General features: G+C 61.2%; 23 protein-coding genes and 1 pseudogene. 14 read left to right on the top strand and 10 right to left on the bottom strand.

The window, feature by feature from the left end:
• Window positions 1-4 precede the first annotated feature (4 nt).
• Complete coding sequence (locus tag PQR53_RS00820; protein WP_408450622.1) at window positions 5-637, bottom strand: methylated-DNA--[protein]-cysteine S-methyltransferase; 633 nt, start codon at window positions 635-637, stop codon at window positions 5-7.
• Between the two features lie 213 nt (window positions 638-850).
• Between PQR53_RS00820 and PQR53_RS00815 the strand changes: the two genes are divergently transcribed.
• Both PQR53_RS00815 and PQR53_RS00810 read left to right on the top strand, forming a co-directional pair.
• Complete coding sequence (locus tag PQR53_RS00815) at window positions 851-2,221, top strand: leucine-rich repeat-containing protein kinase family protein (protein ID WP_408450620.1); 1,371 nt, start codon at window positions 851-853, stop codon at window positions 2,219-2,221.
• Window positions 2,222-2,282: 61 nt separating this feature from the next.
• Window positions 2,283-3,245, top strand: a complete 963-nt coding sequence (locus PQR53_RS00810; protein WP_408450618.1) for a substrate-binding domain-containing protein — start codon at window positions 2,283-2,285, stop codon at window positions 3,243-3,245.
• A 13-nt stretch (window positions 3,246-3,258) separates the two neighbouring features.
• On the opposite strand, the gene PQR53_RS00805 is transcribed toward PQR53_RS00810, so the two are convergent.
• Complete coding sequence (locus PQR53_RS00805) at window positions 3,259-4,161, bottom strand: LysR substrate-binding domain-containing protein (protein ID WP_408450616.1); 903 nt, start codon at window positions 4,159-4,161, stop codon at window positions 3,259-3,261.
• A gap of 137 nt (window positions 4,162-4,298) precedes the next feature.
• Here PQR53_RS00805 and PQR53_RS00800 point away from each other — a divergent pair, with 137 nt between their 5' ends.
• The 4 genes from PQR53_RS00800 (at window position 4,299) to PQR53_RS00785 (ending at window position 8,086) form a co-directional block, all read left to right on the top strand.
• Window positions 4,299-5,426, top strand: coding sequence for an NAD(P)/FAD-dependent oxidoreductase (locus PQR53_RS00800; protein WP_408450614.1), 1,128 nt, complete (start codon window positions 4,299-4,301; stop codon window positions 5,424-5,426).
• The gene (locus tag PQR53_RS00795) at window positions 5,419-5,712 is read left to right on the top strand and encodes a (2Fe-2S)-binding protein (protein ID WP_408450612.1); all 294 of its coding nucleotides are present in this window, start codon (window positions 5,419-5,421) and stop codon (window positions 5,710-5,712) included. The genes PQR53_RS00800 and PQR53_RS00795 overlap by 8 nt, the downstream gene beginning before the upstream one ends.
• A gap of 5 nt (window positions 5,713-5,717) precedes the next feature.
• Entirely contained in the window at window positions 5,718-7,154 is a 1,437-nt protein-coding gene (locus tag PQR53_RS00790) for an FAD-dependent oxidoreductase (RefSeq protein ID WP_408451143.1), read from the top strand.
• A 158-nt stretch (window positions 7,155-7,312) separates the two neighbouring features.
• The gene (locus tag PQR53_RS00785; protein WP_408451142.1) at window positions 7,313-8,086 is read left to right on the top strand and encodes an ABC transporter substrate-binding protein; all 774 of its coding nucleotides are present in this window, start codon (window positions 7,313-7,315) and stop codon (window positions 8,084-8,086) included.
• Window positions 8,087-8,172: 86 nt separating this feature from the next.
• Here PQR53_RS00785 and PQR53_RS00780 read toward each other — a convergent pair whose 3' ends face one another.
• Both PQR53_RS00780 and PQR53_RS00775 read right to left on the bottom strand, forming a co-directional pair.
• Window positions 8,173-8,604, bottom strand: a complete 432-nt coding sequence (locus tag PQR53_RS00780; protein ID WP_408450610.1) for a PRC-barrel domain-containing protein — start codon at window positions 8,602-8,604, stop codon at window positions 8,173-8,175.
• Between the two features lie 155 nt (window positions 8,605-8,759).
• Window positions 8,760-9,032 carry a DUF4148 domain-containing protein gene (locus PQR53_RS00775; RefSeq protein WP_408450608.1) on the bottom strand — a complete coding sequence of 91 codons (273 nt, stop codon included), beginning with the start codon at window positions 9,030-9,032 and terminating at the stop codon, window positions 8,760-8,762.
• 806 nt (window positions 9,033-9,838) lie between these two features.
• Here PQR53_RS00775 and PQR53_RS00770 point away from each other — a divergent pair.
• The 3 genes from PQR53_RS00770 (at window position 9,839) to PQR53_RS00760 (ending at window position 12,793) form a co-directional block, all read left to right on the top strand.
• Window positions 9,839-10,930 carry a TIGR03118 family protein gene (locus PQR53_RS00770; protein WP_408450606.1) on the top strand — a complete coding sequence of 364 codons (1,092 nt, stop codon included), beginning with the start codon at window positions 9,839-9,841 and terminating at the stop codon, window positions 10,928-10,930.
• Window positions 10,931-11,282: 352 nt separating this feature from the next.
• Window positions 11,283-11,411, top strand: a complete 129-nt coding sequence (locus tag PQR53_RS00765) for a hypothetical protein (RefSeq protein ID WP_408451172.1) — start codon at window positions 11,283-11,285, stop codon at window positions 11,409-11,411.
• 215 nt (window positions 11,412-11,626) lie between these two features.
• Complete coding sequence (locus PQR53_RS00760; RefSeq protein ID WP_408451141.1) at window positions 11,627-12,793, top strand: porin; 1,167 nt, start codon at window positions 11,627-11,629, stop codon at window positions 12,791-12,793.
• A gap of 55 nt (window positions 12,794-12,848) precedes the next feature.
• Here PQR53_RS00760 and PQR53_RS00755 read toward each other — a convergent pair whose 3' ends face one another.
• Window positions 12,849-13,106 carry a hypothetical protein gene (locus tag PQR53_RS00755; RefSeq protein ID WP_408450604.1) on the bottom strand — a complete coding sequence of 86 codons (258 nt, stop codon included), beginning with the start codon at window positions 13,104-13,106 and terminating at the stop codon, window positions 12,849-12,851.
• Window positions 13,107-13,244: 138 nt separating this feature from the next.
• On the opposite strand from PQR53_RS00755, the pseudogene PQR53_RS00750 reads away from it, so the two are divergent.
• Window positions 13,245-13,562, top strand: a pseudogene (locus PQR53_RS00750) (histidine kinase); the annotation flags it as partial.
• Between the two features lie 189 nt (window positions 13,563-13,751).
• Here the strand turns inward: PQR53_RS00750 and PQR53_RS00745 are convergent.
• The 3 genes from PQR53_RS00745 to PQR53_RS00735 form a co-directional block, all read right to left on the bottom strand.
• Window positions 13,752-15,074 carry an SUMF1/EgtB/PvdO family nonheme iron enzyme gene (locus PQR53_RS00745; protein ID WP_408450602.1) on the bottom strand — a complete coding sequence of 441 codons (1,323 nt, stop codon included), beginning with the start codon at window positions 15,072-15,074 and terminating at the stop codon, window positions 13,752-13,754.
• Window positions 15,075-15,205: 131 nt separating this feature from the next.
• Entirely contained in the window at window positions 15,206-15,862 is a 657-nt protein-coding gene (locus PQR53_RS00740) for a helix-turn-helix domain-containing protein (protein WP_408450600.1), read from the bottom strand.
• A gap of 384 nt (window positions 15,863-16,246) precedes the next feature.
• Entirely contained in the window at window positions 16,247-16,714 is a 468-nt protein-coding gene (locus PQR53_RS00735) for a universal stress protein (RefSeq protein WP_408450598.1), read from the bottom strand.
• Between the two features lie 293 nt (window positions 16,715-17,007).
• Between PQR53_RS00735 and PQR53_RS00730 the strand changes: the two genes are divergently transcribed.
• Window positions 17,008-17,697, top strand: coding sequence for a FadR/GntR family transcriptional regulator (locus tag PQR53_RS00730; RefSeq protein ID WP_408450596.1), 690 nt, complete (start codon window positions 17,008-17,010; stop codon window positions 17,695-17,697).
• 246 nt (window positions 17,698-17,943) lie between these two features.
• Here PQR53_RS00730 and PQR53_RS00725 read toward each other — a convergent pair whose 3' ends face one another.
• Window positions 17,944-18,537, bottom strand: a complete 594-nt coding sequence (locus tag PQR53_RS00725) for an acyl-homoserine-lactone synthase (RefSeq protein ID WP_408450594.1) — start codon at window positions 18,535-18,537, stop codon at window positions 17,944-17,946.
• Window positions 18,538-18,692: 155 nt separating this feature from the next.
• Here PQR53_RS00725 and PQR53_RS00720 point away from each other — a divergent pair, with 155 nt between their 5' ends.
• Window positions 18,693-19,010 carry a helix-turn-helix domain-containing protein gene (locus PQR53_RS00720; protein WP_408450592.1) on the top strand — a complete coding sequence of 106 codons (318 nt, stop codon included), beginning with the start codon at window positions 18,693-18,695 and terminating at the stop codon, window positions 19,008-19,010.
• On the opposite strand, the gene PQR53_RS00715 is transcribed toward PQR53_RS00720, so the two are convergent.
• Entirely contained in the window at window positions 18,994-19,698 is a 705-nt protein-coding gene (locus tag PQR53_RS00715) for a helix-turn-helix transcriptional regulator (RefSeq protein ID WP_408451140.1), read from the bottom strand. The two genes, PQR53_RS00720 and PQR53_RS00715, sit on opposite strands and share 17 nt — an antisense overlap.
• Window positions 19,699-20,448: 750 nt before the next feature.
• Here PQR53_RS00715 and PQR53_RS00710 point away from each other — a divergent pair.
• Both PQR53_RS00710 and PQR53_RS00705 read left to right on the top strand, forming a co-directional pair.
• A complete protein-coding gene (locus tag PQR53_RS00710) occupies window positions 20,449-21,393 on the top strand; it encodes an SMP-30/gluconolactonase/LRE family protein (protein WP_408450590.1) in 945 nt (314 codons plus the stop codon).
• Window positions 21,394-21,667: 274 nt separating this feature from the next.
• Window positions 21,668-22,837 carry an extracellular solute-binding protein gene (locus tag PQR53_RS00705; RefSeq protein ID WP_408450588.1) on the top strand — a complete coding sequence of 390 codons (1,170 nt, stop codon included), beginning with the start codon at window positions 21,668-21,670 and terminating at the stop codon, window positions 22,835-22,837.
• Window positions 22,838-22,965: the final 128 nt, after the last annotated feature.

Genomic DNA, 22,965 nt, shown 5'->3' with positions numbered 1-22,965 from the left:
CAGTTCAGTTGCCGAATAACGAGGCCTGCGTCCCGCGAGCGGGCGCCGGGCGTGCCGGTTTCACCAGCGCGTCCCGGTCGACCCTTTCCGGTGCGGCGGCCGAAGCCGCAGCCACAGGCCCAGATACAGCCGAATCCGAAGCCGCTTCCAGCGAGGTCTGCCCGGCTTCGAGCGAAAGAAGAAACATCTTGTTCGCCAATCCACCTGCAAAGCCGGTCAGATCACCGGACGCGCCGATCACGCGATGACACGGCGCCACGATCGAAATCGGATTTCTGCCGTTCGCCGCGCCCACGGCCCGCACGGCATTGAGGTTGCCGATTTGCGTGGCGATGTCCGAGTAGCTGCGCGTCTCGCCGAACGGGATTGTCAGGAGCGCCGCCCAAACCTTCTTCTGGAAGTCCGTTCCCTGGAAGTCGAGTTCAAGATCGAACCGGTCTCTCGTCCCCGCGAAATATTCGTTCAACTGCCGCCTGGTTTCGATCAGGATCGGGCGTTCGTCCGCCTCGACTGTCTCCGGCAGACGCACCCGGTTCGGCTTGTCGTTTTCCCACAGAATGGCGGCGAGCCGGTTACCGTTTGCAACGAGCTTCAGTTCGCCGACGGGCGAATTCATCAACATGTAGGCGTAGGTCATTTTGCTGGATTCCTGGCTGGCTGGAGGCTGACATCGCTCGATGCGAGTCTGCGAAACTCGCTCTCCAATGGCTCCGATACCTGACAGCTTAACCCCCGTCCCCGCCGAGGTCACGCCGGATCTTGCTATCCAATTCCGCGCGTGGCTCGCGACTCAGTAGAATTGAACCCTTGGCACATCGCTCACCGGCAACCGGACATCTTTTTCACGACTGTGACTACTCCCCTCGAACAATTGCGGGCCGGACAACTGGCGGGTACTCGCCGGCTCAAGCTGGCGTGCGGGCTGAGCGAATTTCCCCGCGAGATTTTCGATCTGGCCGACACGCTGGAAATTCTCGATTTGTCGGGCAATGCGCTCACGTCGCTGCCCGACGATTTACCGCGTCTCAGCAAGTTGCGCATCCTCTTTGCTTCCGACAACCCGTTCACCGAATTGCCGGAAGTGCTCGGGCAGTGCTCGCAGCTGAGCATGGTCGGTTTCAAGGCAAACCGCATCCGCAAGGTGTCGGGCACATCGCTGCCGCCGCTGCTGCGTTGGCTGATCCTCACCGATAACGAGATCGAAGCACTGCCGCCGGAAATCGGCGCCTGCACCCAGTTGCAGAAGTTGATGCTCGCCGGTAACCGGTTGCGGACGCTGCCCGAGGAATTGGCCGCCTGCTCGCGGCTCGAACTGCTGCGTCTCGCGGCCAATCAACTCGGCGAACTACCCGTATGGCTGCTGCGTCTACCGCGGCTTTCCTGGTTGGCATTCGCCGGCAATCCGTTGAGCGAAGCACTGGAAACGGCGGCATTGATCGATACGCCGATCGCCCATATTGGATGGGACGAATTGAAACTCGAACAGCAGCTCGGCGAAGGGGCGTCCGGTGTAATTTATCGTGCGGCACTTCTGGCTCGTGATGACGAGACGAAGCGGCCCGTAGCCGTCAAATTGTTCAAGGGCGCCGTCACCAGCGACGGCTTGCCGGACTGCGAGATGGCGGCCTGTATTCGCGCCGGCGATCATTCGAACCTGATTCCGGTGGTGGGTAAAGTGAAGGACCATCCGGCAGGCGCGCATGGTCTGGTGATGGAGCTGATCGATCCTCAATTCACAAATCTTGCCGGACCACCGAGCCTCGAGTCATGCACGCGTGACATTTATAGCGCTGACACGCGCTTCGAGTTGGCTTCGGCGTTACGTATTGCATCCGGTATCGCGTCGGCAGCGTGTCATCTGCATCGGCAAGGCGTGATGCATGGCGATCTGTACGCGCACAATATTCTGCATGGCGGCAACGGTCGCGCGCTGCTGGGCGATTTTGGCGCGGCGTCTTTCTATGCCACGGATCGTCGCGACCTCAACCCCGCGTTGCAGCGCGTGGAAGTCAGGGCATATGGTTGCCTGCTCGAAGAGTTGATCGAGCGATGCGACTGGCCGGATGCGGAAGCGTCCATCGCGGCGAAGCTGGTGGCGTTGAAAGACAATTGCTTGAACGACGATATCGGCAGCCGGCCGCTATTCGACGACATCGTTGCCGCGTTGCGGCAACTAGCGGGCGCAGGCGACCGGGACGCGGCAGCGTTGGCGGCCGTTTGATCCGATGATTGTGTGAGCGCAATGCAACCATTCGTCCGCCGTGCCTAAGGAGACACAATCAATGACGCAGAAGATGCGCCGCCGCGTGCTGGTTGCCGGCACGCTTGCTGCGGCAGGCCTGACAGGTGCGGCTCATGTCGATGCCATACAGAGCGGCAAGCTGAAGATCGCCCTCGTGCTGAAGTCGATGACCGACCCGTTCACGGTAGCAATGGCAAACGCCGCGCGCAATTACGAGAAGCACTTTCCGTCGCAGTTCGACTTGACTGTGCGCGGAACGGCAGCGCAGAGCGACACGGCCGCGCAGATCCGCATGGTGGACGAGTTGATCAAGGCCCGGATGAACGCGATCGTCATCGCGCCGACCGACTCGAAGGCGCTGACCGCTATCGTGGCGCGAGGGATCAAGGCCGGCATCATCATGGTCACGATCGATAACCCGCTCGATGACGCGTCGCAAGATGCCGCCCACATTTCTGTGCCCTTCGTCGGCCCGAATAATCGCAAGGGCGCGAGGCAGGTGGGCGATTATCTGGCGAGACGGCTCAAGCCAGGCGATCAGGTCGGCATCATCGAAGGGATTTCCGCCGACCGCAATGCGCGCCAACGCACGGCGGGCGGCCAGGATGCAATGAGCGCGGCCGGCGTGAAGCTTGTCGCCATCCAGGCCGGCAACTGGGACTACGGGAAAGGCCGGGACGTTGCAGCGAAGATGCTCGGGGATTATCCGCAGCTTCGTGCGTTGATGTGCGGCAACGACAATATGGCGATGGGGGCGGTGGATGCCGTTCGCGACGCTGGCAGAACCGGCGGTGTGTATGTCACCGGCTATAACGACAGCGACGCGATCAAGCCGCTGCTCGCGGACGGCCGCGTGCTCGCGACGATGAACCAGTTTGCCGAACGGCAAGCTGTGTTCGGTGTTGATGTCGCGTTGAAGGCCGTGACTGAACAGAGAAAGCAGAGTGAATTGTCGCGGGTGATTGAAACACCCTTGCAACTGGTGACTGGCGCGAATGACTGAAAGATCGCCCTTCTCAAGTGACCAGATCCCCCAGCGCCTTGCGCGCACGCACCACAAACGCGGAAGCCACCGCTGACAGCGATTGCGCTGCCGCACTCGCGAGATAGACCGGATCGCGCAGTTCCGGCTCGAACGGCCGCACGGCCACCTCTTTGCCCGCGTAGGCCGCGGTCACCGCATCGATCAGCGCGACGCCCGCGCCGTTCGCAACCAGCGACACGACCGTGCGCGACAGTTGCGCCTCAACGATCAATTGCCGTGGCACCTCGTGCTCGACGAACACCCGGTCTATAGCGTTACGCGCGTCGAACGAGCGGGGAAAGGACACGAACGGTTCGTCGCGCAGATCGGCCGGCCGCAGCACGCGCTTCTTTGCCAGCCGATGCCCGAACGGGACGATGCAGCGCATCGGGGCGTCGGTCAGCCGTTCCAGCCGCACGGCCTGATGCGGAATCGCCTCCGCCACAAAGCCGACATCACACCGCTGCGACGCCACCAGTTCGACCACCGTTTGCGCACTGTGCGTGAGCAGCGTGACGTCCACGCCGGGATGCTCGCCGATAAAGCCCGCGACGACTTGCGGCAACAATTCGAGCGCCACGGCGGGCGAGCCCGCGACAGTCAGCGAGCCGCGCCGCATCGCTCGGATTTGTTGCGCTGCGAGCGCGATGCGGTCCAGCCCGACGAACGCGCGTTCCACTTCGTCGTACAACACGCGGGCTTCGGCGGTCGGCACCAGCCGGCCTTGCTGACGCTCGAACAGCATGAAACCGACGCCGGTCTCGAAGTCGGCTAACAGCCGGCTCACGGCGGGTTGAGACACGTGCAGCGCCTGGGCGGCGCGCGTTACGGTCTGCCGTTGCATCAGCGCGCGAAACGCTTCCACCTGGCGAATTTTAAGGTCCGATGAGGGCATAACATTGACGCATGGAGAGCAAAAAAAACGGCATTGGACGCGTCATTTTGACCGCGCCAAGCTTCGCATTAGCTTAATTTAAAAGGGATTTGTCGCGTGAGCCGTATCCATAATATCCGATCGGTCGGGGCGTGCCGTTGAGTACGCCGCGAACCTTCGACATCGTCGTTGCCGGCGGCGGACTCGTCGGCATGGCGATCGCGTACGGGCTGGTGCGCAGCGGCGCACGGGTCGCGGTCTGCGATGGCGACGACACGGCGTTTCGCGCGGCACGCGGGAATTTCGGGCTCGTCTGGGTGCAGGGGAAGGGCGCTCGCTGTCTGCCTTACGCGCAGTGGTCGCTCGGTTCTTCTGAACGCTGGGGCTCGTTTGCCGTGCAGTTGCAGCGTGAAACGGGCGTCGATCCCGGTTTCGATCGACCGGGCGGGATCGAGTTGTGCGAGACGGCGGCTGAACTGGAAGCGGGCCAGAAACTGCTCGAATCGCTGCATCAACGCGAAGCGGGGCTCGGCTATCGGGTGTTCGATAACGCGGCGCTGCGCCGGCGGATTCCGGCGGCCTCGTCGGCGCTTGCCGGCGCGCTCTATTCGCGCAACGACGGCCACGCTAGTCCGCTGTTCACGTTGCGTGCCTTGCATCAGGCGTTTCAGTTGGGCGGTGGCGTGTATCTGCCGCGTCATGACGTGACCGAGGTGCGCCCCCGTTCAGGGCGTTTCGATGTCGTCACGTCCGGCGGCACGTTCGAGACCGGCCGCGTGGTGCTCGCCGCGGGACTCGGCAACGCGCGGCTCGGGCCGATGGTCGGCCTGCATGCGCCGATTTCACCGTTGCGCGGCCAGATCATGGTGACGGAAAAACTGGCGCCATTCCTCGACTATCCGACGCTCGTCGTGCGGCAAACCCGTGAAGGCTCGGTGATGCTCGGCGATTCGGCGGAAAACGCCGGTTTCGACGACGGCACGACGCGCGACGTGATGGCCGACATCGCCCGCCGCGCCCGCACCGCGTTTCCGATGCTTGCGCACGCCCGCATCGTGCGCGCGTGGGGCGCGCTGCGCATCATGACGCCTGACGGCTTGCCGGTGTACGAAGAGTCGGCCACTCATCCGGGCGCCTTCATCGCCATTTGCCATAGCGGCGTCACGCTGGCCGCCGCGCATGCGGATACTCTCGCGCCGTGGATTGCAGGCGGCGCGCGTCCTGCGGTGATCGAACCGTTTGTGACAGCGCGCTTCAAACCATCGATAGAGAGTTGCCATGTTTGAGTTATTGCCACTTTCCACGGCCGAGACAGTGTCCGTCGATATCGACGGCAACGATAGTCAGGTTCCCGCGCACTTTACGGTGGCTGAAGCGCTGCTCGCGGGCGGCAACACCACGTGCCGCACGTCGCAGGTCAGCGGCGAGCCGCGCGGACCGTTTTGCATGATGGGTGTGTGCTTCGAGTGCCTGGTCGAAATCGACGGCGTGCCCAATCAGCAGGCCTGTATGACCGCCGTGCGGCCGGGTATGCGCGTGCGCAGCATGCGCGGCAAAGCGAGGCTCGCATGAGCAGCTTGAGCGAACCGCAATGCGATCTGCTGATTGTCGGCGCGGGTCCGGCGGGCATGGCCGCGGCGATCGAAGCACGCGGACGTGGCTTGTCGGTGATCGTCGCCGATGAAGGCGCGCATGCGGGCGGGCAGATTTATCGGCAAGCGGCCCACTCCCGCGTCGCTGACACCGAGCGCGTGCTCGGCGCCGATTACACGGCGGGCCGCTCGCTGATCGCGCGCTTCATGGCGAGTGGCGCGCAATACTTTCCGCAAACGCTGGTCTGGCAGATCGAACCGGGCGCGACGATTTCCGCGATGCTCACGCGTCGTGGCGAGCAGGGCGGCACGACGCGCGTGCAGTCGCAAGCGCTGCTGCTCGCAACCGGTGCGCAGGAGCGCCCGTGGCCGGTTCGTGGCTGGACGCTGCCGGGCGTGATGGGCGTCGGCGCGGCGCAGACCATGCTGAAATCGGGCGGCCTCGTGCCGGGCCCGGACACCGTGCTGGCGGGCAGCGGGCCGTTGCTGTGGCTGTACGCGTCACAGGTCTTGCAGACCGGCCGCACGTTGCGCGCGATCGTCGATACCACGCCCCGTGGCGCGTCGCTGAGCGCGTTGCGGCACCTGCCGCGTGCCTTGCGGGCGAGCGAATACTTGCTCAAAGGGCTGCGCATGATGCGCGCCGTGCGGCGCAGCGGGATCGAGATTTATCGCGCGGCCCATAATGTCGAAGTGCTCGGCGATGCACAGGCGAGGGGGTTGCGGTTTCGTGTCGGCGATCAACAGCATGAGGTCGCCGCGGGTCTGATTCTGCTGCATCAAGGCGTCGTGCCGGGCAGCAACGCAGCGCGCTCGACAGGTTGCGCGCATCAATGGGACGAGGCTCAGGCGTGCTGGCGTCCGCGGCTCGACAGTTGGGGCCGCAGCAGTGTCAAACGCGTGTGGATTGCAGGCGACGGTGCGGGCATTGGCGGCGCGAAAGCCGCCGAACATGCAGGTCAATTGGCGGCGCTCGACATCGCCGCGGATCTCGAACGCATTGCTTTGGCGGTGCGGGAGCGCGATAGCCACAGCGCTCGCGCCGCGCTGGATCGCCATCTGGCGATTCGTCCGTTGCTCGACGCGCTCTATACCCCATCGCCGTCGCTGCGCCGTCCCGCCGATGACGTCATCGTGTGCCGTTGCGAAGAGGTCAGTGCGGGCGAGATTCGCCGCATCGCACGGCTCGATTGCGCCGGCCCGAATCAGATGAAGGCGTTTTCCCGCTGCGGGATGGGGCCTTGCCAGGGACGCTGGTGCGGCACGACGGTCAGCGAACTGCTTGCCGAAGTGCAGGGGCGTCAGCCCGAGGAGGTTGGCTACTACCGCATCCGCGCGCCGATCAAACCAGTGACGATCGATGAACTCGCCACTGCGCTGCCATCCGATAACGATTTCGTGCGCGGTGAGTTTCCGAGTTGATGGTGTGCGGGCCGCGCGGCGCGCTTTGAAGGGGCGCGCGATAGAGACGGTATGCCTTCTTTGCCCTTCGCCTTTTGTCTTTTGCCTTTTGCCTTTGCTGTTCCCTTTCCTGATGTGTTCCTGCCTGGAGTGCGGTGATGAAACGTAGCGTCAAACTAATGGCTTCCTGTGTATTGATGGCGGCGTCGCTGGCGATGTCGTGCGCGGCGTCCGCGAAGGACTGGTCGACGATACGCGTCGGTATCGATGCGACCTATCCGCCGTTCGAATCGCTTGCCAAGGACGGTTCCGTGGTGGGCTTCGACGTCGACCTCGGCAACGCACTGTGCGCGAAGCTGAAGGCCAAATGCGTGTGGGTGCAAACCAGTTTCGACGGTCTGATTCCCGGGCTCCAGGCACGCAAGTTCGACATGATCCTGTCGTCGATGGCGGCGACCGCGAAACGTCGCGAGCAGATCGACTTCACGGATCGTCTCTATCGCAACCAGACGCGTCTGATCGGCAGCCAGAAGGCCGCGTTGCAACCTGTTGCGGCGAAGCTGGCGGGCAAGAAGATCGCGGTCGAACAAGGCACGGTGCAGGAGACCTACGCACGCGAGAAGTGGGCGCCGGCCGGTGCTGAGGTGGTCGCGTATCAGAACTACGATCAGGCCTACGCGGACCTGAGCACAGGCCGCGTGGACGGCGTGCTGATGGACGCGGTGCAGGGTAAGCAGGGCTTTCTCGACACGCCGGGCGGTGCGGGTTTCGCGTTCGCCGGAGACACGGTGTACGACCCGAGGATCATGGGCGACGGCGATGCAATCGGCGTGCGCAAGAGCGATGCCGATTTGCGCGCTGCGTTGAATGGCGCGATTGCGGAGATTTTGCGCGATGGTACGTACCGGAAGATCGAAGCGAAGTATTTCAGCTTCGATATGTATGGGAAATGAGAGCTTGAACTGACGAGGCTCGCGTTATGACGCGCGAGCCATCGAACGAGAGGACGGCGATAACACCGTTAGCACCATTAACGCCACTATTCGGTCTTGACCTTATGCGGCTTGGTCGCCTTTTCGAGTTTGTTGTATTCGAACTCCGGCACGGATTTCAGTGCGTCCTTCGTCGCGCCGGCGAGGAACAGGTTGCCGTCGCGGATTTCGAAGTGGTCGACCGGAATCGCCACGTAGTGCTTGCCCATACCGAGGAAGCCGCCGACCGACACGACCGCGTAGGTCGCTTTACGGTCCGGCGAGATGATCACGTCATAGATGCTGCCGATCTTGTCGTTGAGATCGTTGTAAACCGGTTCGTCGACGAGCGCACGGCGCACGCTCCAGCCCTTCAATAGCGCGTTGGTCTGCTCGACCGTGCCGCCGAGCGGTTGCAGCCCGGCGACTTGAGCGATGGCGCCTTGCGAGGCGCAGATCGCGGTGAGAGCAGCAGCGCAGATCAGTGTTTTTGCTTTCATTTTCGGCTCCTGGTTGTCCGTCGAACAATAAGCTTCGTACCAGGAGTAGGGGGAAGCACGCGGTGTGCCTGGACGCTGCCATCACGTCCTTTACGTCCTCCGTCTTGGCGGGCGCGATGGCTTGGGCGAGCGTGTCCTGTGGCGTGGTCACTGCTTCAAGGCGTCGGTTGCGTCTGCCCGTTCTGACTCGCGCTCATTGCCGCGTCTCTTTCCGCTCGATGTTTGGCGGCAACCCTCTCTTCCGCAGCCTGAAGATCGGCAGGGTACGAACTGTCGTCGCCTTGGGCCGGGTCGTAACCCGCCGCTTCCAGTTCCTCGAGTTCATGCCTGACCTCGGCACGCGTGACGCGATGCGTGTCGTTTTGAGCAAATGCACTCGACAGGGTGAGTGTGGTCAGTGAAACAGCGATCACAATAGATTTAATCACTTTAGACTCCTGAGTGTTGGGTGAGTGTGGTGCGATGTGCACTGAGTAGACTCTGCTTCGTCGCTGGATATTCCCGCGCTTCCGAAAGAGATCCGGTTCGATCTGAGCACCTTGAATAATCTCGAGCGAGGTCGGAATAAATGTGCGGCGGCGCTGGTAAACGCCGTTATCCGGCCGCGATTATCGTGATCGCGAGTCGCTGCGAAACGGATGTTTTGGGTTCAGATGTGCCGACTTCCCGCATGAACACGCCGTACGCTCCAGATGAAAGAGGCGGCAACAGACAAACCGAACCTACTGCTACCGCGCCACATCTCTACCCGACAAGATGCTTTCGACTTTTTCTGTAGCGGCCATTCGCGGGAGCGTCTTTCATGCTCGAACGAACGACTGCTTCGGTGGGCATTTGCCGTGCGACCTGACATTGGCTATGGGTTGCTCATCTGCGAGAGCTGGCATTGCCCGAAAGCCAGGCTGACGCTTGAAGTGCTGCATTCCCACAATGCTTCACAACCGGGAGACCGGTGTGCCCGCGAGGGTGCGCTCACGCTCAGGGGCGCGCATCACCCCCCCACAGTTTGAACCTCAGGTGGCTCAAATACGGATCGCACGGAATAAACACGCGTGCTTGATCGTTCAATGCGCAATGACGACGCACTGCCGACGCGAAGGTCGCGGGGCAAGGGTGCCATCGACGCCGCCGCGGCTTGGTGCGTTCGTTCAGAACAGAAAAGGGTCGACGCGCGTTTTCAGTGGTCGTGCCGCGCGGGGACTATGAGCAAATCATTTAAAGTTCAGGAGGTGACATGCATAAACTTGCAACTGTTCTCTCGCTTGCTGGAGCGGCCACGCTCGCGCTTGCTGCGTGCGGCGGCAATTCAGACAACAACATGCCCGCGGCGATCGCCGGTACATTCAAGTCGACCATTCTCGTGTCCGACGGCAGCGTCGCCGCGCAGCACGTCGACCCCAATCTGCAAAACGGCTGGGGCATCGCGTTCGGTCCGACCACCCCCGTCTGGGTATCGGACAACAATACACAGAAGTCGTCGCTGTATGACGGCAGTGGCGTGGTGCAGTCGCTCGTCGTCACACTGCCGCCGGCCGCAAGCGGTCAGCCCGCGAGTCCGACTGGCATCGTTTTCAACAGTACGACGGACTTCGCCGTCACGGCGAATGGCGCAACCGGCAACGCGGCATTCATTTTCGCCACCCTCGCCGGAACGATCGCGGCCTGGTCGCCTAAGGTACTGGCGATGCAGGCTGTCACAGTTCACGATGACGGCGCGGGCGCAGCGGAATACACAGGCCTGGCGATCGCCAGCAACGCCGGCGCAAGCACGCTGTACGCCGCCGATTTCCATAACGGCAAAGTCGATATGTTCGACAAGACTTTCACGAAAGTCTCGGCTGCCGGCGCCTTCAGCGATCCGAACGTACCGGCGGGTTTTAATCCGTTCGGCATCCAGGCCGTCGGCAATACGATTTATGTGGCCTATGCGAAGCTCGGGCCCGATGGTCACAGAGATCAAAGCGGTGCAGGCAACGGCGTGGTGGATGCATTCGATACTGCCGGCCACCTGGTCAGGCGCATCGCGTCAAACGGGCCGCTCAATTCGCCGTGGGGAATCGCCATGGCGCCGGCCAATTTCGGCGCGTTCAGCAATGACCTACTGATCGGCAACTTCGGCGACGGCACCATCAATGCGTTCGATCCTGTGACTGGCGAGTCGAAAGGGCCGCTCACGCAGGCCAATGGTTCGAAAGTGACACAGCCCGGACTCTGGGGCCTGGCGTTCGGCAACAACGTCGACAACCAGCCTTCCAACACGCTGTTTTTCGCGGCGGGGCCAACGGCGACGACGGGTGTATATGGACGGATAGATTCGTCGATGTAGCCGGCTGAAAGTCCAGGCGTTCGGTGCGGGAGCTGGGCAGTAGTGGCGCTTTTCGACGATAGTAAAAGACCGAAGGAAAAGGTCAACGTATTGGAATGAACCAGGACCCACCATCGTTATGGACAGTAACGTGACAGGGCGACGCCATATGGCGCTGCCCGTACAGCCCGCACTGCGGGCTTTTTTTAACCGGGTTCGAAGCGTGTCCGGGTGCGTGACGTAAGTTGCTCCCGCCCGAGAGCGACTCCGGGTCGCCAAAATACTGTCTCGATGGCGACCATCAGTGCTCAGAGAGCGAGTCACACGAAGCGACGAAGGAATCGCGACGACACTAGACACGGTCGACCTCAAGATGCAAGTCGACACGAGCGGGCGCGTGCATGTGCGTCGCGTGAACGTGACGGGCAACACGCGTACGCGCGACGAAGTGATACGCCGCGAAACGCGCCAGATCGCCCATCCATATCCTCCCGATAACTAATCCCGGCTAACGCTTGTTCAGCCGCGGTCGCTCACGTTATGCGAGCTGCAAGAACTCTCGCGGACTCGTTTTCTGAAAGTCAGAGGAATAAATTGGGCCGGCGTTCGTTTCGTTCATTGGCTTTGATTTGCCCTCTTTCTTCTGCTTCGGCATCGTCGGACCTGCGTGTGCTTTCCACGCGCTGCGGGCGACGCCGGCATCCTGCGAGTTTGCTAATGAAAAAAGTCATAGTGACATGTGCTTTTGTTGTGTCTGTCCCTGCCGCGCACGCGCAAAGCAGCATTACCTTATACGGCATCATTGACGAGGGCTTCGAAGCAATCAGCAATGCACCTGTTGCCGGCAGCAAAAGCGGCGGCAGACTGTTTCGACTCGATGCCAACAACGGGCTGAATGGGTCCCGTTGGGGACTCAAAGGATCCGAAGATCTCGGCGGCGGCCTCAAGGCGATCTTTACGCTCGAGAGCGGCTTTGAACTCAACACCGGCAATCTCGCGCAAGGCGGCGATGAATTTGGCCGTCAGGCCTTTGTCGGATTGTCGAGCGACCGGTATGGCGCCGTGACGCTCGGGCGGCAATATGATCCCATCATCGACTACGTCGGAATATACGAGTTCGGTGATTCAAATCTTGGCTCGGATCACGCGGCACATCCCGGCGACCTCGACAATTTCAACTTCACACGTCGCCAGAACAATTCAGTCAAGTATCAGAGTCCCAACTACGGCGGTTTGAGTTTCGAAAGTCTCTATAGCTTCGGCGGCGTGCCAGGCTCGCTTGCAACCAACCAGGCGTACTCTTTCGGAGCCCATTTCGTGAGAGGCCCGCTTGGCATGTCCGTGGCATATTCACACGTCAACAATCCGGCGGCGTCCTTGTTCGGGAGCAATCCAACCGATACCGCGACGTCGAATGGGCTGACCGCGAGCCCGATCTACAGCGGCTATGCGTCGGCAAGAACGTACCAGGTAGTGGCGGCCGGCGGTTCTTATAGGTTCGGACACGTCGTCGTCGGCGCGACCTATTCGAACATTCGCTATTCGAACATTACCGCGCTTAGTGGAAGCAGTGCGGATTTCAACGACGCGGAAGTCAGCCTGCAGTACCTGATTGCCCCGGATTGGTCGGTTGGAGCGGCCTATAACTTCCTGAAAGGGAACGCCGTGACTCAAACCATTGGGGGCGCCAAATACAATCAGATCTCCGCCGGTGTGAATCACACGCTGTCCAAGCGCACCGATGTCTATATTTCAGGCGCATGGCAGACGGTTAGCGGAGACGACTCGACCGGGCACGCGGCGGTCGCGAACATCGCCGATTTGCCGCCTTCTTCGAATCGTCATCAAGCGGTCGCTCGCGTCGGAATCCGGCATAAGTTCTAGTCTTACTGCGTGATCCGCATTCGGCTGCCGAGTGGCAGGCAACGCAAGGCGGCAATCAGGTGCGAGGCAGACTACGTCTGAATCCTGCTGAGGCCCAGTCACTGGCCTCGGGATCGGTGAGCGCTTCTTGTGCCGGCACCCAGCGCAGGCCAGACTCTGTAGCCAGGGCAACGGAAAGTTTCCCAGCTTCGAACGCGATGCCGACGTAGCGACCGAGCTTGCCCCGGAAGGACGTCGGGGCCCAGAGCACCGTACGTTTCAGGGGGAGGATCTCGCGACGGGTCGTGCGACCCTTGGTGGAGATCTGCTTCATGGTTTCCTCAGCGCAAGCGCAATTGAACTCAAAACGACAGACGCCATCGGATTTGCCGTCCTCGTCTCTGCGCGCAGCTGGCGCAGATATATTCAGCAGAAGGCGCGGACGATCCAGGCCTAGATCGAGCAGGCCGAAATGCGGATCGCGTACGAGGAGCAGAGGTCCCGTGCCCTACAGGCCGAAATAGAAATCGAGAAAGAGCGCTCGCGGCGCCTGCAAGCTGAGGTCGACGCGGCGACAGCGCACGCCGCGCTGATGGAAAGAGAGAAAGACCTCGCCCAATCGCAACTGAAGTTGTTGCGCAAACAGATCGAGCCGCACTTCTTTTTCAACACATTGGGCAGCGTGCAGTATCTGGTTCAGAAGGATCCGCCTGCGGCCGTGCGCATGCTTACCCACCTGATCCGGTATCTCCGGGCGACGCTTTCGCAGATGAAGGGCGAATCGTCTTCACTTGGCTCTGAGTTCGAGTCGGCACGCGCGTACCTCGAGATCATGAAAGAACGTATGGCAGCTTCTCGCTTGACTTCCAATACGGTTGCTTTTCTATTTGAATGGCTGCTCTTGTGCGATCGAACCAATCCGCCTCAGGATTGTCCCCCTATCGACCTGTCCGAGAAAATCAGACCACTGCACTATTGCTTAAATGGTCAACGCCTTCACACACCGAAATCCCGCATACACATACTGGTAGTGCGGCTGAAACCAGTTCCGGAAAGCCGGCCGCAACATGCATTGCGCGGTGCGCGGCGAACCCCCTTTGATCACGTAATGCTGCCCGTCGAAAAAGTTGGCGGAGTAGCCCGGATAGAACGGAAACGCTTCAAATCCCGGCAGTGCGTCGAACACCGTCGAGGTCCACTCCCAGCCATTGCCGAACTGACCTTCCACGCCGAACGCGCTGACGTTGTCGGGATGCGCATCGACCGGTTGCGGGTCCCAGCTGCGGAAATCGAAATTGCCCGACATCGCGTGCGGTGCGCCGTGCGCGGCGCGTTGCCATTGTGCTTCGCTGGGCAGTGCCTTGCCGGCCCAGCGCGCGTAGGCGCTGGCTTCGGCATGACTCACGTAGGCGGGCCAGTCGAGCGGCAGCGGCACTTCGTCGAACATCGTGCGTAGTGTCCATGCACTGTTCTGATCGCTTCCCGCTTGCTTCGCCCAGCAGGCCGGATGCTCGATATGTTCGGCTTCCTTCCAGGCCCAATCCTTTTCCGTCCACCACCTGGGTTCGCGATAGCCGCCTGCCTCGATGAACTCGCGAAACGCGCCGTTCGTCACCATGTGGCGGTCGATCTCGAACGCCGGCACCTCGACGCGCATTTCGCCGAACTCGTTGTCCCAGCCAAAATGCCCGCTCTCGCGCGACATGCCGAGCACCGTTGCACCGGCCGGCACGCTGACCATCGACGACAGCGCTTCGCGCGGTTCAGATCGCGTAAGCACCGGCTCCCGCAACTCGGAGACCTTCTGCGCGAGCGGCAACTGATGCAGCATGTACGCGAGCGTTTCAGCGTGCATCAGCCGATGCTCGATCGCGACGTTCAGCAGCTGCGCGGACGCCTGAGCCTGTGTGCCTTCCCGGCCGACCCGCGCCGAGTCGCTCAGCGCATCGAGCTCGCGGTCGATCTGCTCGCGGGCGCGCAGCGCGTAGCCACGCACGGCGTCGAGCGACGGCCAGTCGCTGGGTTGGTCGGTGGGAAAGCCGCCGTCGACAGGATCGATCCCGAAAGCGAACAGCTGGTCGAGGTGCGGATCGAACGCCGGCAGATCGCACACGCGCTGATCGAAAAGATTACGATCGAAAGCTTCCAGATGGCCGACGTAAAACACGATCCGGTGGCGCTCGCGGATCGGCCGTTCGTACAGAAACTCGGGTTTGACGATGGAAAACAGGGCGTCCGTAATTTGACGCGCGTCGATCAGACGCTGGACTAGCGGGTGATGCGGAGCGGGGTCGCGATTCATTTCGCCAAGTCTCCTTGCGGGGGAGGGACTAAAGACTGTACCCGCTCGCAGGAGCCGTGCCAAGACGAATGCGCGCTAAAAAGCAGTTCGACCGAGACCTGGCTGCGCGGGCCAAGTCCTGCGCGCAAGGCTTATACCTTCTGCAAGCCTTCCAGATCGACGATCCGGATGTGTTTGCCTTGTGTGTCGATCAGGCCGCGCTTTTGAAATCTTGACAGGGTGCGGCTGACGGTTTCGAGCGTCATGCCGAGGTAGCTGCCCATGTCCTCACGCGTCATGCGCAAGTTGAATTCCGCCGATGAATAGCCGCGTTGCGCGTTGCGTTCCGACACGTCCAGCAGAAATGCCGCCACGCGTTCGTCCGCGGAAAGTGAGCCGAGCACCATCATCTGCCCAGCTTCGCGGACGATCTGCTCTCCCAGCAGTTTGTGCAGGCGGTCCTGCATCGAACTGATTTCCCGGCACAAGGACTTGAGGGCAGGGTAGGGAACGATACAAACGGTGCTGTCTTCCAGGGCGACGGCGCTGCATGCATGCGTGTCTTCACTGATGCCGTCGAGACCGAGCGCTTCGCCCGCGAGGCGCAGCCCGGTGACCTGTTCGCGGCCGTCGCGGTGCGCCATGACGGTTTTCATCGAACCGGAACGCACGGCGTAAATACTATCGAAGCGGTCGCCGCTGCGATACAGTGCTTCGCCGCGCTGCACAGAGCGCGCGGTGCAAATGAGTGCTTCGAGTTTGGTGAGTTCGTCGGGCGATAGGCCTTGTGGCATGCAGAGCGCCCGCATCGCACAACTCGAACAGCGCGCGGCGGTGCGTGCTGTTGCTCTCACCGGCGCGGCACGACGGCCGCCGCGCGCCGGCGGAGAAATCAGACTGGGATCGGCAGCGCCAGAGGAGCGAGTCACAGCGTTAGGAGTAAGCATGGTCTGCAGCCATTGTCAGGGTAACGACCCATTGTCCCACCGCTCATGGCCCCCGCTTAGCGACAAAATGACGCGTTTGGACAGTTAGGCATCTTGAGCGATGTCACCCTTGCGTTGCTGTTTGTGGTTATGGACTGCTATGCATCATCGCGAGCGTGCGCCGTTCCGATTTTGGAGATAAAAGCTGCGCGTGCCGCTGCTCCATGCGGCACAAGCACGCGCTTTGCAATGTGCGTCACCACGCGTTCAGGTGGCTTCGCCTTCCTTACCTGCCGCGGACGGAATCAACAGGACGGGCAGGCTCGCCTGACGCACGCAGCGCTCTGCGACGCTGCCGAGTATCAGTCGCTGAAAACCGCGCCGGCCATGCGTGCCCATCACCAGCAGATCGGCGTTGAACTCGGCAGCCGCTTTTAGCACGACCACCGAAACATCGTCGAGCGAGGAGGCCTCGCCCACCGCGAGTTCACCCTTGACACCTTGCGCCGCCATAGCCTGGGCGAATTCCGCGCCGAGTTCCTTGCCCTCCTCGATCAGGCGGTTACGCAGAACGGACGGGTCGTAACCGGGCGCTTCGAAATACATCGGCGTGTTTTCGACCACGTAGAACGGCTGTATGACGGCGCCGGTGGATTTCGCGAGCGCGAGCGCTGCTTCGAATGCACGGCGCGAGGTGTGGCTGCCGTCGACCGCTACAAGGATGCGTGTGTACATATCGACTCCGCGTCTGAAGGAATTTGGATGCCGCGCCGTTTGGCCGGCCGGGCTCGTTGACGACTGATTGATTATCGATGCGAGCTTAAATGATCGCTGAAAAAGATGCATCCAGTCAGGATGTAAATCAAATACTTGTCAAATTTCAAGATGGTAGCGCTTTACGCGGCAAATACCGTGTAGCGGGCGTCTGCGGCATTCCTGTGGGACGAGGGCGCATATAATGAACGAAGATAGGGCCAGGTTTGCCTTACAATAAAAACCTATTCAGACAAGCTGCTTTCGCACCGCTGATGAACGAGCGTAAAACAACGGGTTTGCCCGACAAGATATACGGCGACATACTCAATCGCATTCTTGAAGGCGAGTATAAGGAAGGCGAGCGGCTGCCCACCGAGCATGCGCTGGCCGAACGCTTTGCGACGTCACGGCCGACCGTACGCGAGGCGCTCGCACGCTTGCGCGCGGACGGCATCATCATGACGCGGCACGGTTCAGGCACCACGGTTGCCCGGCGGCCGGACCCGGATGTGCGCCGCTTTGCGCCGCTCGAAACGCTGTCGGACATCCGCCGCTGTTATGAATTTCGCATCGTGACCGAAGCGGGCGCGGCGGAGCAGGCAGCGCTCAAGGCCGATGCCGACGACATCGCCGCGATCCAGCATGCGTGGGACCAACTGGAACGCATCATCGAAACTCAAGGCATCGGCGTGCAGGACGATTTCATGTTTCACCTGGCGGTGGCGCGTGCGTCCAGAAATCCGTTTTTCATCACGGTCATGTCATTCATCGAAGAACAGATTCTGTTCAGCATGAACCTGTCGCGCAATCTTTCGCTCGTGAAGACGTTGGCGCGGCGGCGGCTCGTGCAGGCCGAACATCTGGCCGTGCTCGAGGCGATCCGCCGTAAGGACGGCCCCGCTGCGGGGAGGGCCATGCGCGCGCACCTCGAGAATGCGCTCGAGCGGATGTTCGGTTCCTGATATTCCGCGCGTCTCGTCCCGTGGGCCGCCACTATGGGATAGGGGCTAGTTTGCTGCTGCGGGGCAGCCTCGACATTGCGTCCCGGCGCCCGGAAACCGGCGCCCGGCGCCCGGAAACCGGAAACCGCAGCCGAGGCAATCGCAACCTTGCAACGGCGCTCCGGGCACCCACACCCCGCGTATCTTCGGTCACGCGAGCCGCACCCCGGGCAGCCACACGCTCCGAAGCGGACTCGCCCCCAAACGCTAAGCTGCAGCAGCCATCGGTCCGAACAGGGCTGTGCGGGTCTTCGGACTGACCGCGATATCCAGTGCCACCGCCCGTTCCACGCCAATCTGCAGCGGCGACCCGAGCCGGCTGATGTCAATTCCGGTCTTGCGCAGCAGCCGTTCGATCGGCGTCGTGGTCACCGTGACGTAGCGCGTGATGCCCATCCGGTCGGCGAACGTCACGAGTTCGTGAATTGCCTGCATCGTCAGGTCGGCGAAGCCGAACGATTGCTCCTCGCCGCCGGTTTCGATCGCGAACCGGCTCAATTCCCAGATATGCCGCCCGACCGGCGCATCCGCGCCATGCAGCAGTTGCGGGAAGGTGTCCTTCAGCATGTTCGGCCCCTCCGTCGGCATCAGGCGCCAACAGCCCCGCACCTGGCGGTCGTCGCCCTGAATCAGCATGTAATGCGGCCCGAGCGCGTCGTAGCCGTCGATCTCCATACCCGCAATGGTGGGAATGTCCCACCCGAGCCGCCCGTGAAAGACCCGAGCCCGCAGGCGATACATCTCGTTGATGTCCGCGTTGTTGAATTCTTGCCGCATACCAATCCGGATCGCTGTTTGCATGACGTTCTCCTGAACGTGTTGGAAATACCCAATACGCAAGGAAACTTATGCATTTTGAATCGTTCTGCCACCTACCTACCTAGATAGGTGTGCATGCTGATCGGATAAAGCAGAATTCGAGATAAGCCTCAGCCCTCAACCGACGGGACCCAAAAATGGAACTTCTCGAGAATCACTGGCAAGCACAACCTTCCGTCCACACCCGTCCTGCGGAGCCTTCTTCGGCGGTGGATCGCGTTCTGATCATTGCCTACCGCAAGAAGAAAAAAGAGAGTCAGCGCCGCTTCTGGGCACGCTTCGGCGTGACGCAGTCACGGGGTAGCCGGTTCGAATCGGGCGCCGAGATTCCGGCGCCGGTCTCGATCTTGTTAGGCCTCTATTTCACCAAAACTGTTTCCGACGCCGATCTGGGCCGCGCGGAACGGGTGCTGTACAGCCGCGACGCAGCCGCCTTGCTCAACCCGGGTCAATAAGCCCCAACTGCGCGGCGATTACGGCCGCCGCGCGTCGCGAAGTCACGCCGAACTTGGTCCTGATGTTCTTCATGTGGAAGTTCACCACGGCTTCCGAACAGCTCAGGATATGGGAGATTTCCCACGTGGATTTGCCGCGCGCGGTCCATTTCAGACATTCGCGTTCGCGCGGCGTCAGCTTGGGCAACAACGTCTGAGCGTGCGTATTCAAATGGCGCTGACTGGTATCGATCACCAGATCGCGCAGCAACACCAGATTCGGCAATGCAACGTTGACATGGCGCCAGAAGGCGTCGGTCGGGTTGCTGTCGTTGACGAAGCACATCATGCCGGCTTCCTGGTTCGGCCCATGAATCGGCAATGTCACGCCCGCTCGCAGCCCGTGCGCACGGGCTTCCTCGTACATCGACTGCTGCGGCGCGGTCGTAAAAATGTCCGGCGACCAGATCAGCGGCGCGGCGCGCGTCGCACAATGCGCAACAGTCGGGTCGATGTGGACGAGCCCCTGCTCGTCGTAAGTGCGCCGCCAAGTCGGCGCGTAGGTGCTGCGCACATAGGCGTCTTCAAGGCGAATGGTCGGACGCGGCAGCATGGCGATCAGAAGCCTGTCGAAACCCCACGTGTCGGCAAGGCCCGCGATCGCACTGAACCATTCCGCTTCATCCGCGGCGTTCAGTAGTGGCGCCATTTCCTCGATAAAGTGTAGCGACAATTTAGTTCTCTTAGACTCGCAAACATCCTGTTGCGGTTAATTGCGGTACGACATTCCGTCCGGCTGTTTTTCTATCTTCACAATCTATCACTAAAAATCATTTTTCAAGCCGAGGGCGATTTCTAAAAACGGCATCAGCGTTGGCTGCCGACAAAGAAAACAACCGACTCCTTATAACGGATTTTTTGACCCAATTAACATTCACGGGTCGATAAAGTGTGTAATTTTCTCGTAGTAGCGGTTTTCATGATTTTCTGATTAGCAGTGTTATTGTCAAACCAATTTGAATGACTGTGGACGTCGAAAACTTCGGGCGAAACTACGTTAATTGCCGAATTGGAAATCTCCGCTTAACTCCTCCGTTATTCATAAACATCCCTTGCTAAGCGCTATTGTCATATAAAAGCGACGCGCCGGAGCTTGCCGGCTTCGCTTTCTCGCTTTGACGCCGACCCAGCAGACGCGATGGCATTAGTACGCCAGTTGTTTGACAACATTGTGAGGCCGATGCTAATTTGAACGTCCAGTCCCGTGTGTTTGAGGCGTGCGACGCAGATCCAGCTAGCATGGGAGTGTCAGTTCGCGCCGAAGCCACGTTGCATTGATGCCGCATCGGCGTCGCGTTAGCATCGATCACGCGCGCCTGCGCCGCAGCATGTTGGCATGCCGGGCGCAACGCGCTGCCACCTGCTTTCCCCATCCATTTCCATTACCCAAAGCCTACGTATGACCGACAACAACCGCCGCTATCCCGATCCCTCTGTCCGTGTGCTCGATCCGCGCTTCAAGTCGCTGATCCTGGCGTCCGCTTCTGTCGAGTGTCTGTATCAGGGCGCGCGCTGGTCGGAAGGGCCGGTCTGGTTCGGCGACGGACGTTATCTGCTGTGGAGCGACATTCCCAACGACCGCATCCTGCGCTGGGACGAAACCAGCGGTGCGGTGACCCCGTTTCGCCAGTCGTCGAACAATGCGAACGGCCATACGCGCGACCGCCAGGGCCGCCTCGTCAGCTGCGAGCACCTGACGCGCCGCGTCACGCGCACCGAGTACGACGGCTCGATTACCGTGCTCGCCGACCGTTACCGCGGCAAGCGTTTCAATTCACCAAATGATGTGGTCGTGAAGTCGGACGGTTCGATCTGGTTCAGCGATCCGACCTTCGGCATCGACGGTTTCTATGAGGGCGAGCGGCAGGAGTCGGAGCTGCCCGCGTGTGTGTATCGCATCGACGGCCAATCCGGCGAAGTGACCGTCGTCGCCGACGACGTACTGGGCCCGAACGGCCTCGCGTTTTCACCGGATGAATCAGTGCTGTACATCGTCGAATCGCGTGGCGTGCCGCGCAAGATTCGTGCATTCGACGTGGACGTCGGCGGTGATAGCACGGCGCTGTCGAACAACCGTGTGCTGATCGACGCCGGCCCGGGCACGCCGGACGGCTTTCGCGTCGACGTTCACGGCAATCTCTGGTGCGGCTGGGGCATGGGCACTGACGAACTCGACGGCGTGCGTGTCTTCACGCCGCAGGGCGAGCCGATCGGCCATATCGCGTTGCCGGAACGCTGCGCGAACGTCTGCTTCGGCGGGCGCCATCGTAACCGGTTGTTCATGGCGGCAAGCCACGGGTTGTATTCGCTATATGTGAATACGCAGGGCGTTCAGGGCGGATGAATGCGCAGCCTGAACGCGCAGCGTAGGTGTGACTTGCCTGACCACCCGGTGCGCCACGCGCGCACCGACTCCGGGTTTGCCCTTGTATAAAACGCGCAAACCGTTGAACCACAAGGATTACGTAACAAAATAGCCACTTTCGTGCACCGGACCCCGCGGCGAGTATTTGCTTGACATCGACAGTTCCGCTTCGCTATGTTCCATTGGTAGAGAGAGACACCGCCAGCAGCGCATCTGACCGGCGGACTTCCATACCAAGAAGCGAGGAGACGCAATGACTGTTTCAGGCAGGTTGGCGCTCAGACTGGTGACCGTATGTTTCGTGGCAAGCGCCACATGTGCATCCGTGGCGCACGCCGCGGATCCGGTAACGCTCAATATCGTCGACGTGGCCGGCGATCTTCAGCTCACGCAAAAGGGTTTCGAGGCTTTCAAGGCGAAGTATCCGAATCTCGTCGCCAATCTCACGTTCACCAATGCACCCGCCCCGCAGTTGCCCGGCAAGATCAAGGCGATGCAGGGCGCCGGCCGCTCCGATATCGACCTCGTCCTGACCGGCACCGACGCGCTGGCGGCCGGCATCGAACAGAATCTCTGGATGAAGCTATTGCCGGACAATGCCGCGGCATTCCCCGGCGTGCTCGACAAATACGCGCCCGGTCCACGCAAGATGCAGGATCTCGCGCAAGGCTACGGTCTCGAAGTCGCTTATATGCCGGCGGGTCCGCTGCTGGAATACAACCCCGCCAAAGTCAGCGATCCACCCAAAACGCCTGAGCAACTGCTGCAATGGTGCAAGGCCCATCCGGACAAGCTGATCTACGCGCGGCCGGCGAACTCGGGTCCGGGCCGCACGTTCCTGATGGGCCTGCCTTACATACTCGGCGACAAGGATCCGCAAGATCCGATTCATGGCTGGGACAAGACGTGGGCCTTCCTCAAGCAACTGAACGATTGCATTCCTTACTATCCGGGCGGCACCTCGGCGGTGATGAAAGAGCTTGGCGAAGGCACGCGCGACATGACCGTGACGGTCACGGGCTGGGACATCAATCCGCGCGCGCTGGGCATCGTGCCGGCGGAATTCCGTGTGCAGGCATTCGACAACATGACGTGGGTGAACGACGCTCACTACATGGTGATTCCGAAGGGCGTGCCGAAGGAAAAGCTCGAGGTGATCTACAAGCTGATGAACTTCATGCTCGAACCGGCGCAACAGGCCATGACTTATGACGATGGTTATTTCTACCCGGGCCCCGCGATCAAGGGCGTGAGCGCCGATCAGGCGCCCGCGCATAGCCAGGAAGTGCTGAAAAAATACGGCCGCCCGGAATACGCGAAGCTGCTGGCCGAGCGTCCGCATGTCTTGCCGTTGAATGCGACCGCGATGGTCGCGGCTTTCAAGAAGTGGGACAGTGACGTCGGCGCGCAGAAGACCAAGTAACCGCTGACTGAGTCCGGGCTACTCGCGCGGCGAGTCTGCCCGGATTCGCGTGTCATGCATGCTGGAAGCCGCCGGAAGCATCACGCGCATCCGGTCTATCAGGTCTTCGCGATTCGTGCGCCACGTGT

It is taken from the genome of Paraburkholderia fungorum (assembly GCF_046027605.1).
Lineage (GTDB): Bacteria > Pseudomonadota > Gammaproteobacteria > Burkholderiales > Burkholderiaceae > Paraburkholderia > Paraburkholderia fungorum_F.
This window is presented reverse-complemented; position numbering and strand designations above follow the sequence as displayed.

Coding starts and splice junctions, on each gene's coding strand:
- PQR53_RS00820 (WP_408450622.1), bottom strand. CDS start 637: ATGACCTACGCCTACATGTTGATGAATTCGCCCGTCGGCGAACTGAAG.
- PQR53_RS00810 (WP_408450618.1), top strand. CDS start 2,283: ATGACGCAGAAGATGCGCCGCCGCGTGCTGGTTGCCGGCACGCTTGCT.
- PQR53_RS00805 (WP_408450616.1), bottom strand. CDS start 4,161: ATGCCCTCATCGGACCTTAAAATTCGCCAGGTGGAAGCGTTTCGCGCG.
- PQR53_RS00795 (WP_408450612.1), top strand. CDS start 5,419: ATGTTTGAGTTATTGCCACTTTCCACGGCCGAGACAGTGTCCGTCGAT.
- PQR53_RS00785 (WP_408451142.1), top strand. CDS start 7,313: ATGGCTTCCTGTGTATTGATGGCGGCGTCGCTGGCGATGTCGTGCGCG.
- PQR53_RS00780 (WP_408450610.1), bottom strand. CDS start 8,604: ATGAAAGCAAAAACACTGATCTGCGCTGCTGCTCTCACCGCGATCTGC.
- PQR53_RS00770 (WP_408450606.1), top strand. CDS start 9,839: ATGCATAAACTTGCAACTGTTCTCTCGCTTGCTGGAGCGGCCACGCTC.
- PQR53_RS00765 (WP_408451172.1), top strand. CDS start 11,283: ATGCAAGTCGACACGAGCGGGCGCGTGCATGTGCGTCGCGTGAACGTG.
- PQR53_RS00760 (WP_408451141.1), top strand. CDS start 11,627: ATGAAAAAAGTCATAGTGACATGTGCTTTTGTTGTGTCTGTCCCTGCC.
- PQR53_RS00755 (WP_408450604.1), bottom strand. CDS start 13,106: ATGAAGCAGATCTCCACCAAGGGTCGCACGACCCGTCGCGAGATCCTC.
- PQR53_RS00745 (WP_408450602.1), bottom strand. CDS start 15,074: ATGAATCGCGACCCCGCTCCGCATCACCCGCTAGTCCAGCGTCTGATC.
- PQR53_RS00740 (WP_408450600.1), bottom strand. CDS start 15,862: ATGCGGGCGCTCTGCATGCCACAAGGCCTATCGCCCGACGAACTCACC.
- PQR53_RS00735 (WP_408450598.1), bottom strand. CDS start 16,714: ATGTACACACGCATCCTTGTAGCGGTCGACGGCAGCCACACCTCGCGC.
- PQR53_RS00730 (WP_408450596.1), top strand. CDS start 17,008: ATGAACGAGCGTAAAACAACGGGTTTGCCCGACAAGATATACGGCGAC.
- PQR53_RS00725 (WP_408450594.1), bottom strand. CDS start 18,537: ATGCAAACAGCGATCCGGATTGGTATGCGGCAAGAATTCAACAACGCG.
- PQR53_RS00720 (WP_408450592.1), top strand. CDS start 18,693: ATGGAACTTCTCGAGAATCACTGGCAAGCACAACCTTCCGTCCACACC.
- PQR53_RS00715 (WP_408451140.1), bottom strand. CDS start 19,698: ATGGCGCCACTACTGAACGCCGCGGATGAAGCGGAATGGTTCAGTGCG.
- PQR53_RS00710 (WP_408450590.1), top strand. CDS start 20,449: ATGACCGACAACAACCGCCGCTATCCCGATCCCTCTGTCCGTGTGCTC.
- PQR53_RS00705 (WP_408450588.1), top strand. CDS start 21,668: ATGACTGTTTCAGGCAGGTTGGCGCTCAGACTGGTGACCGTATGTTTC.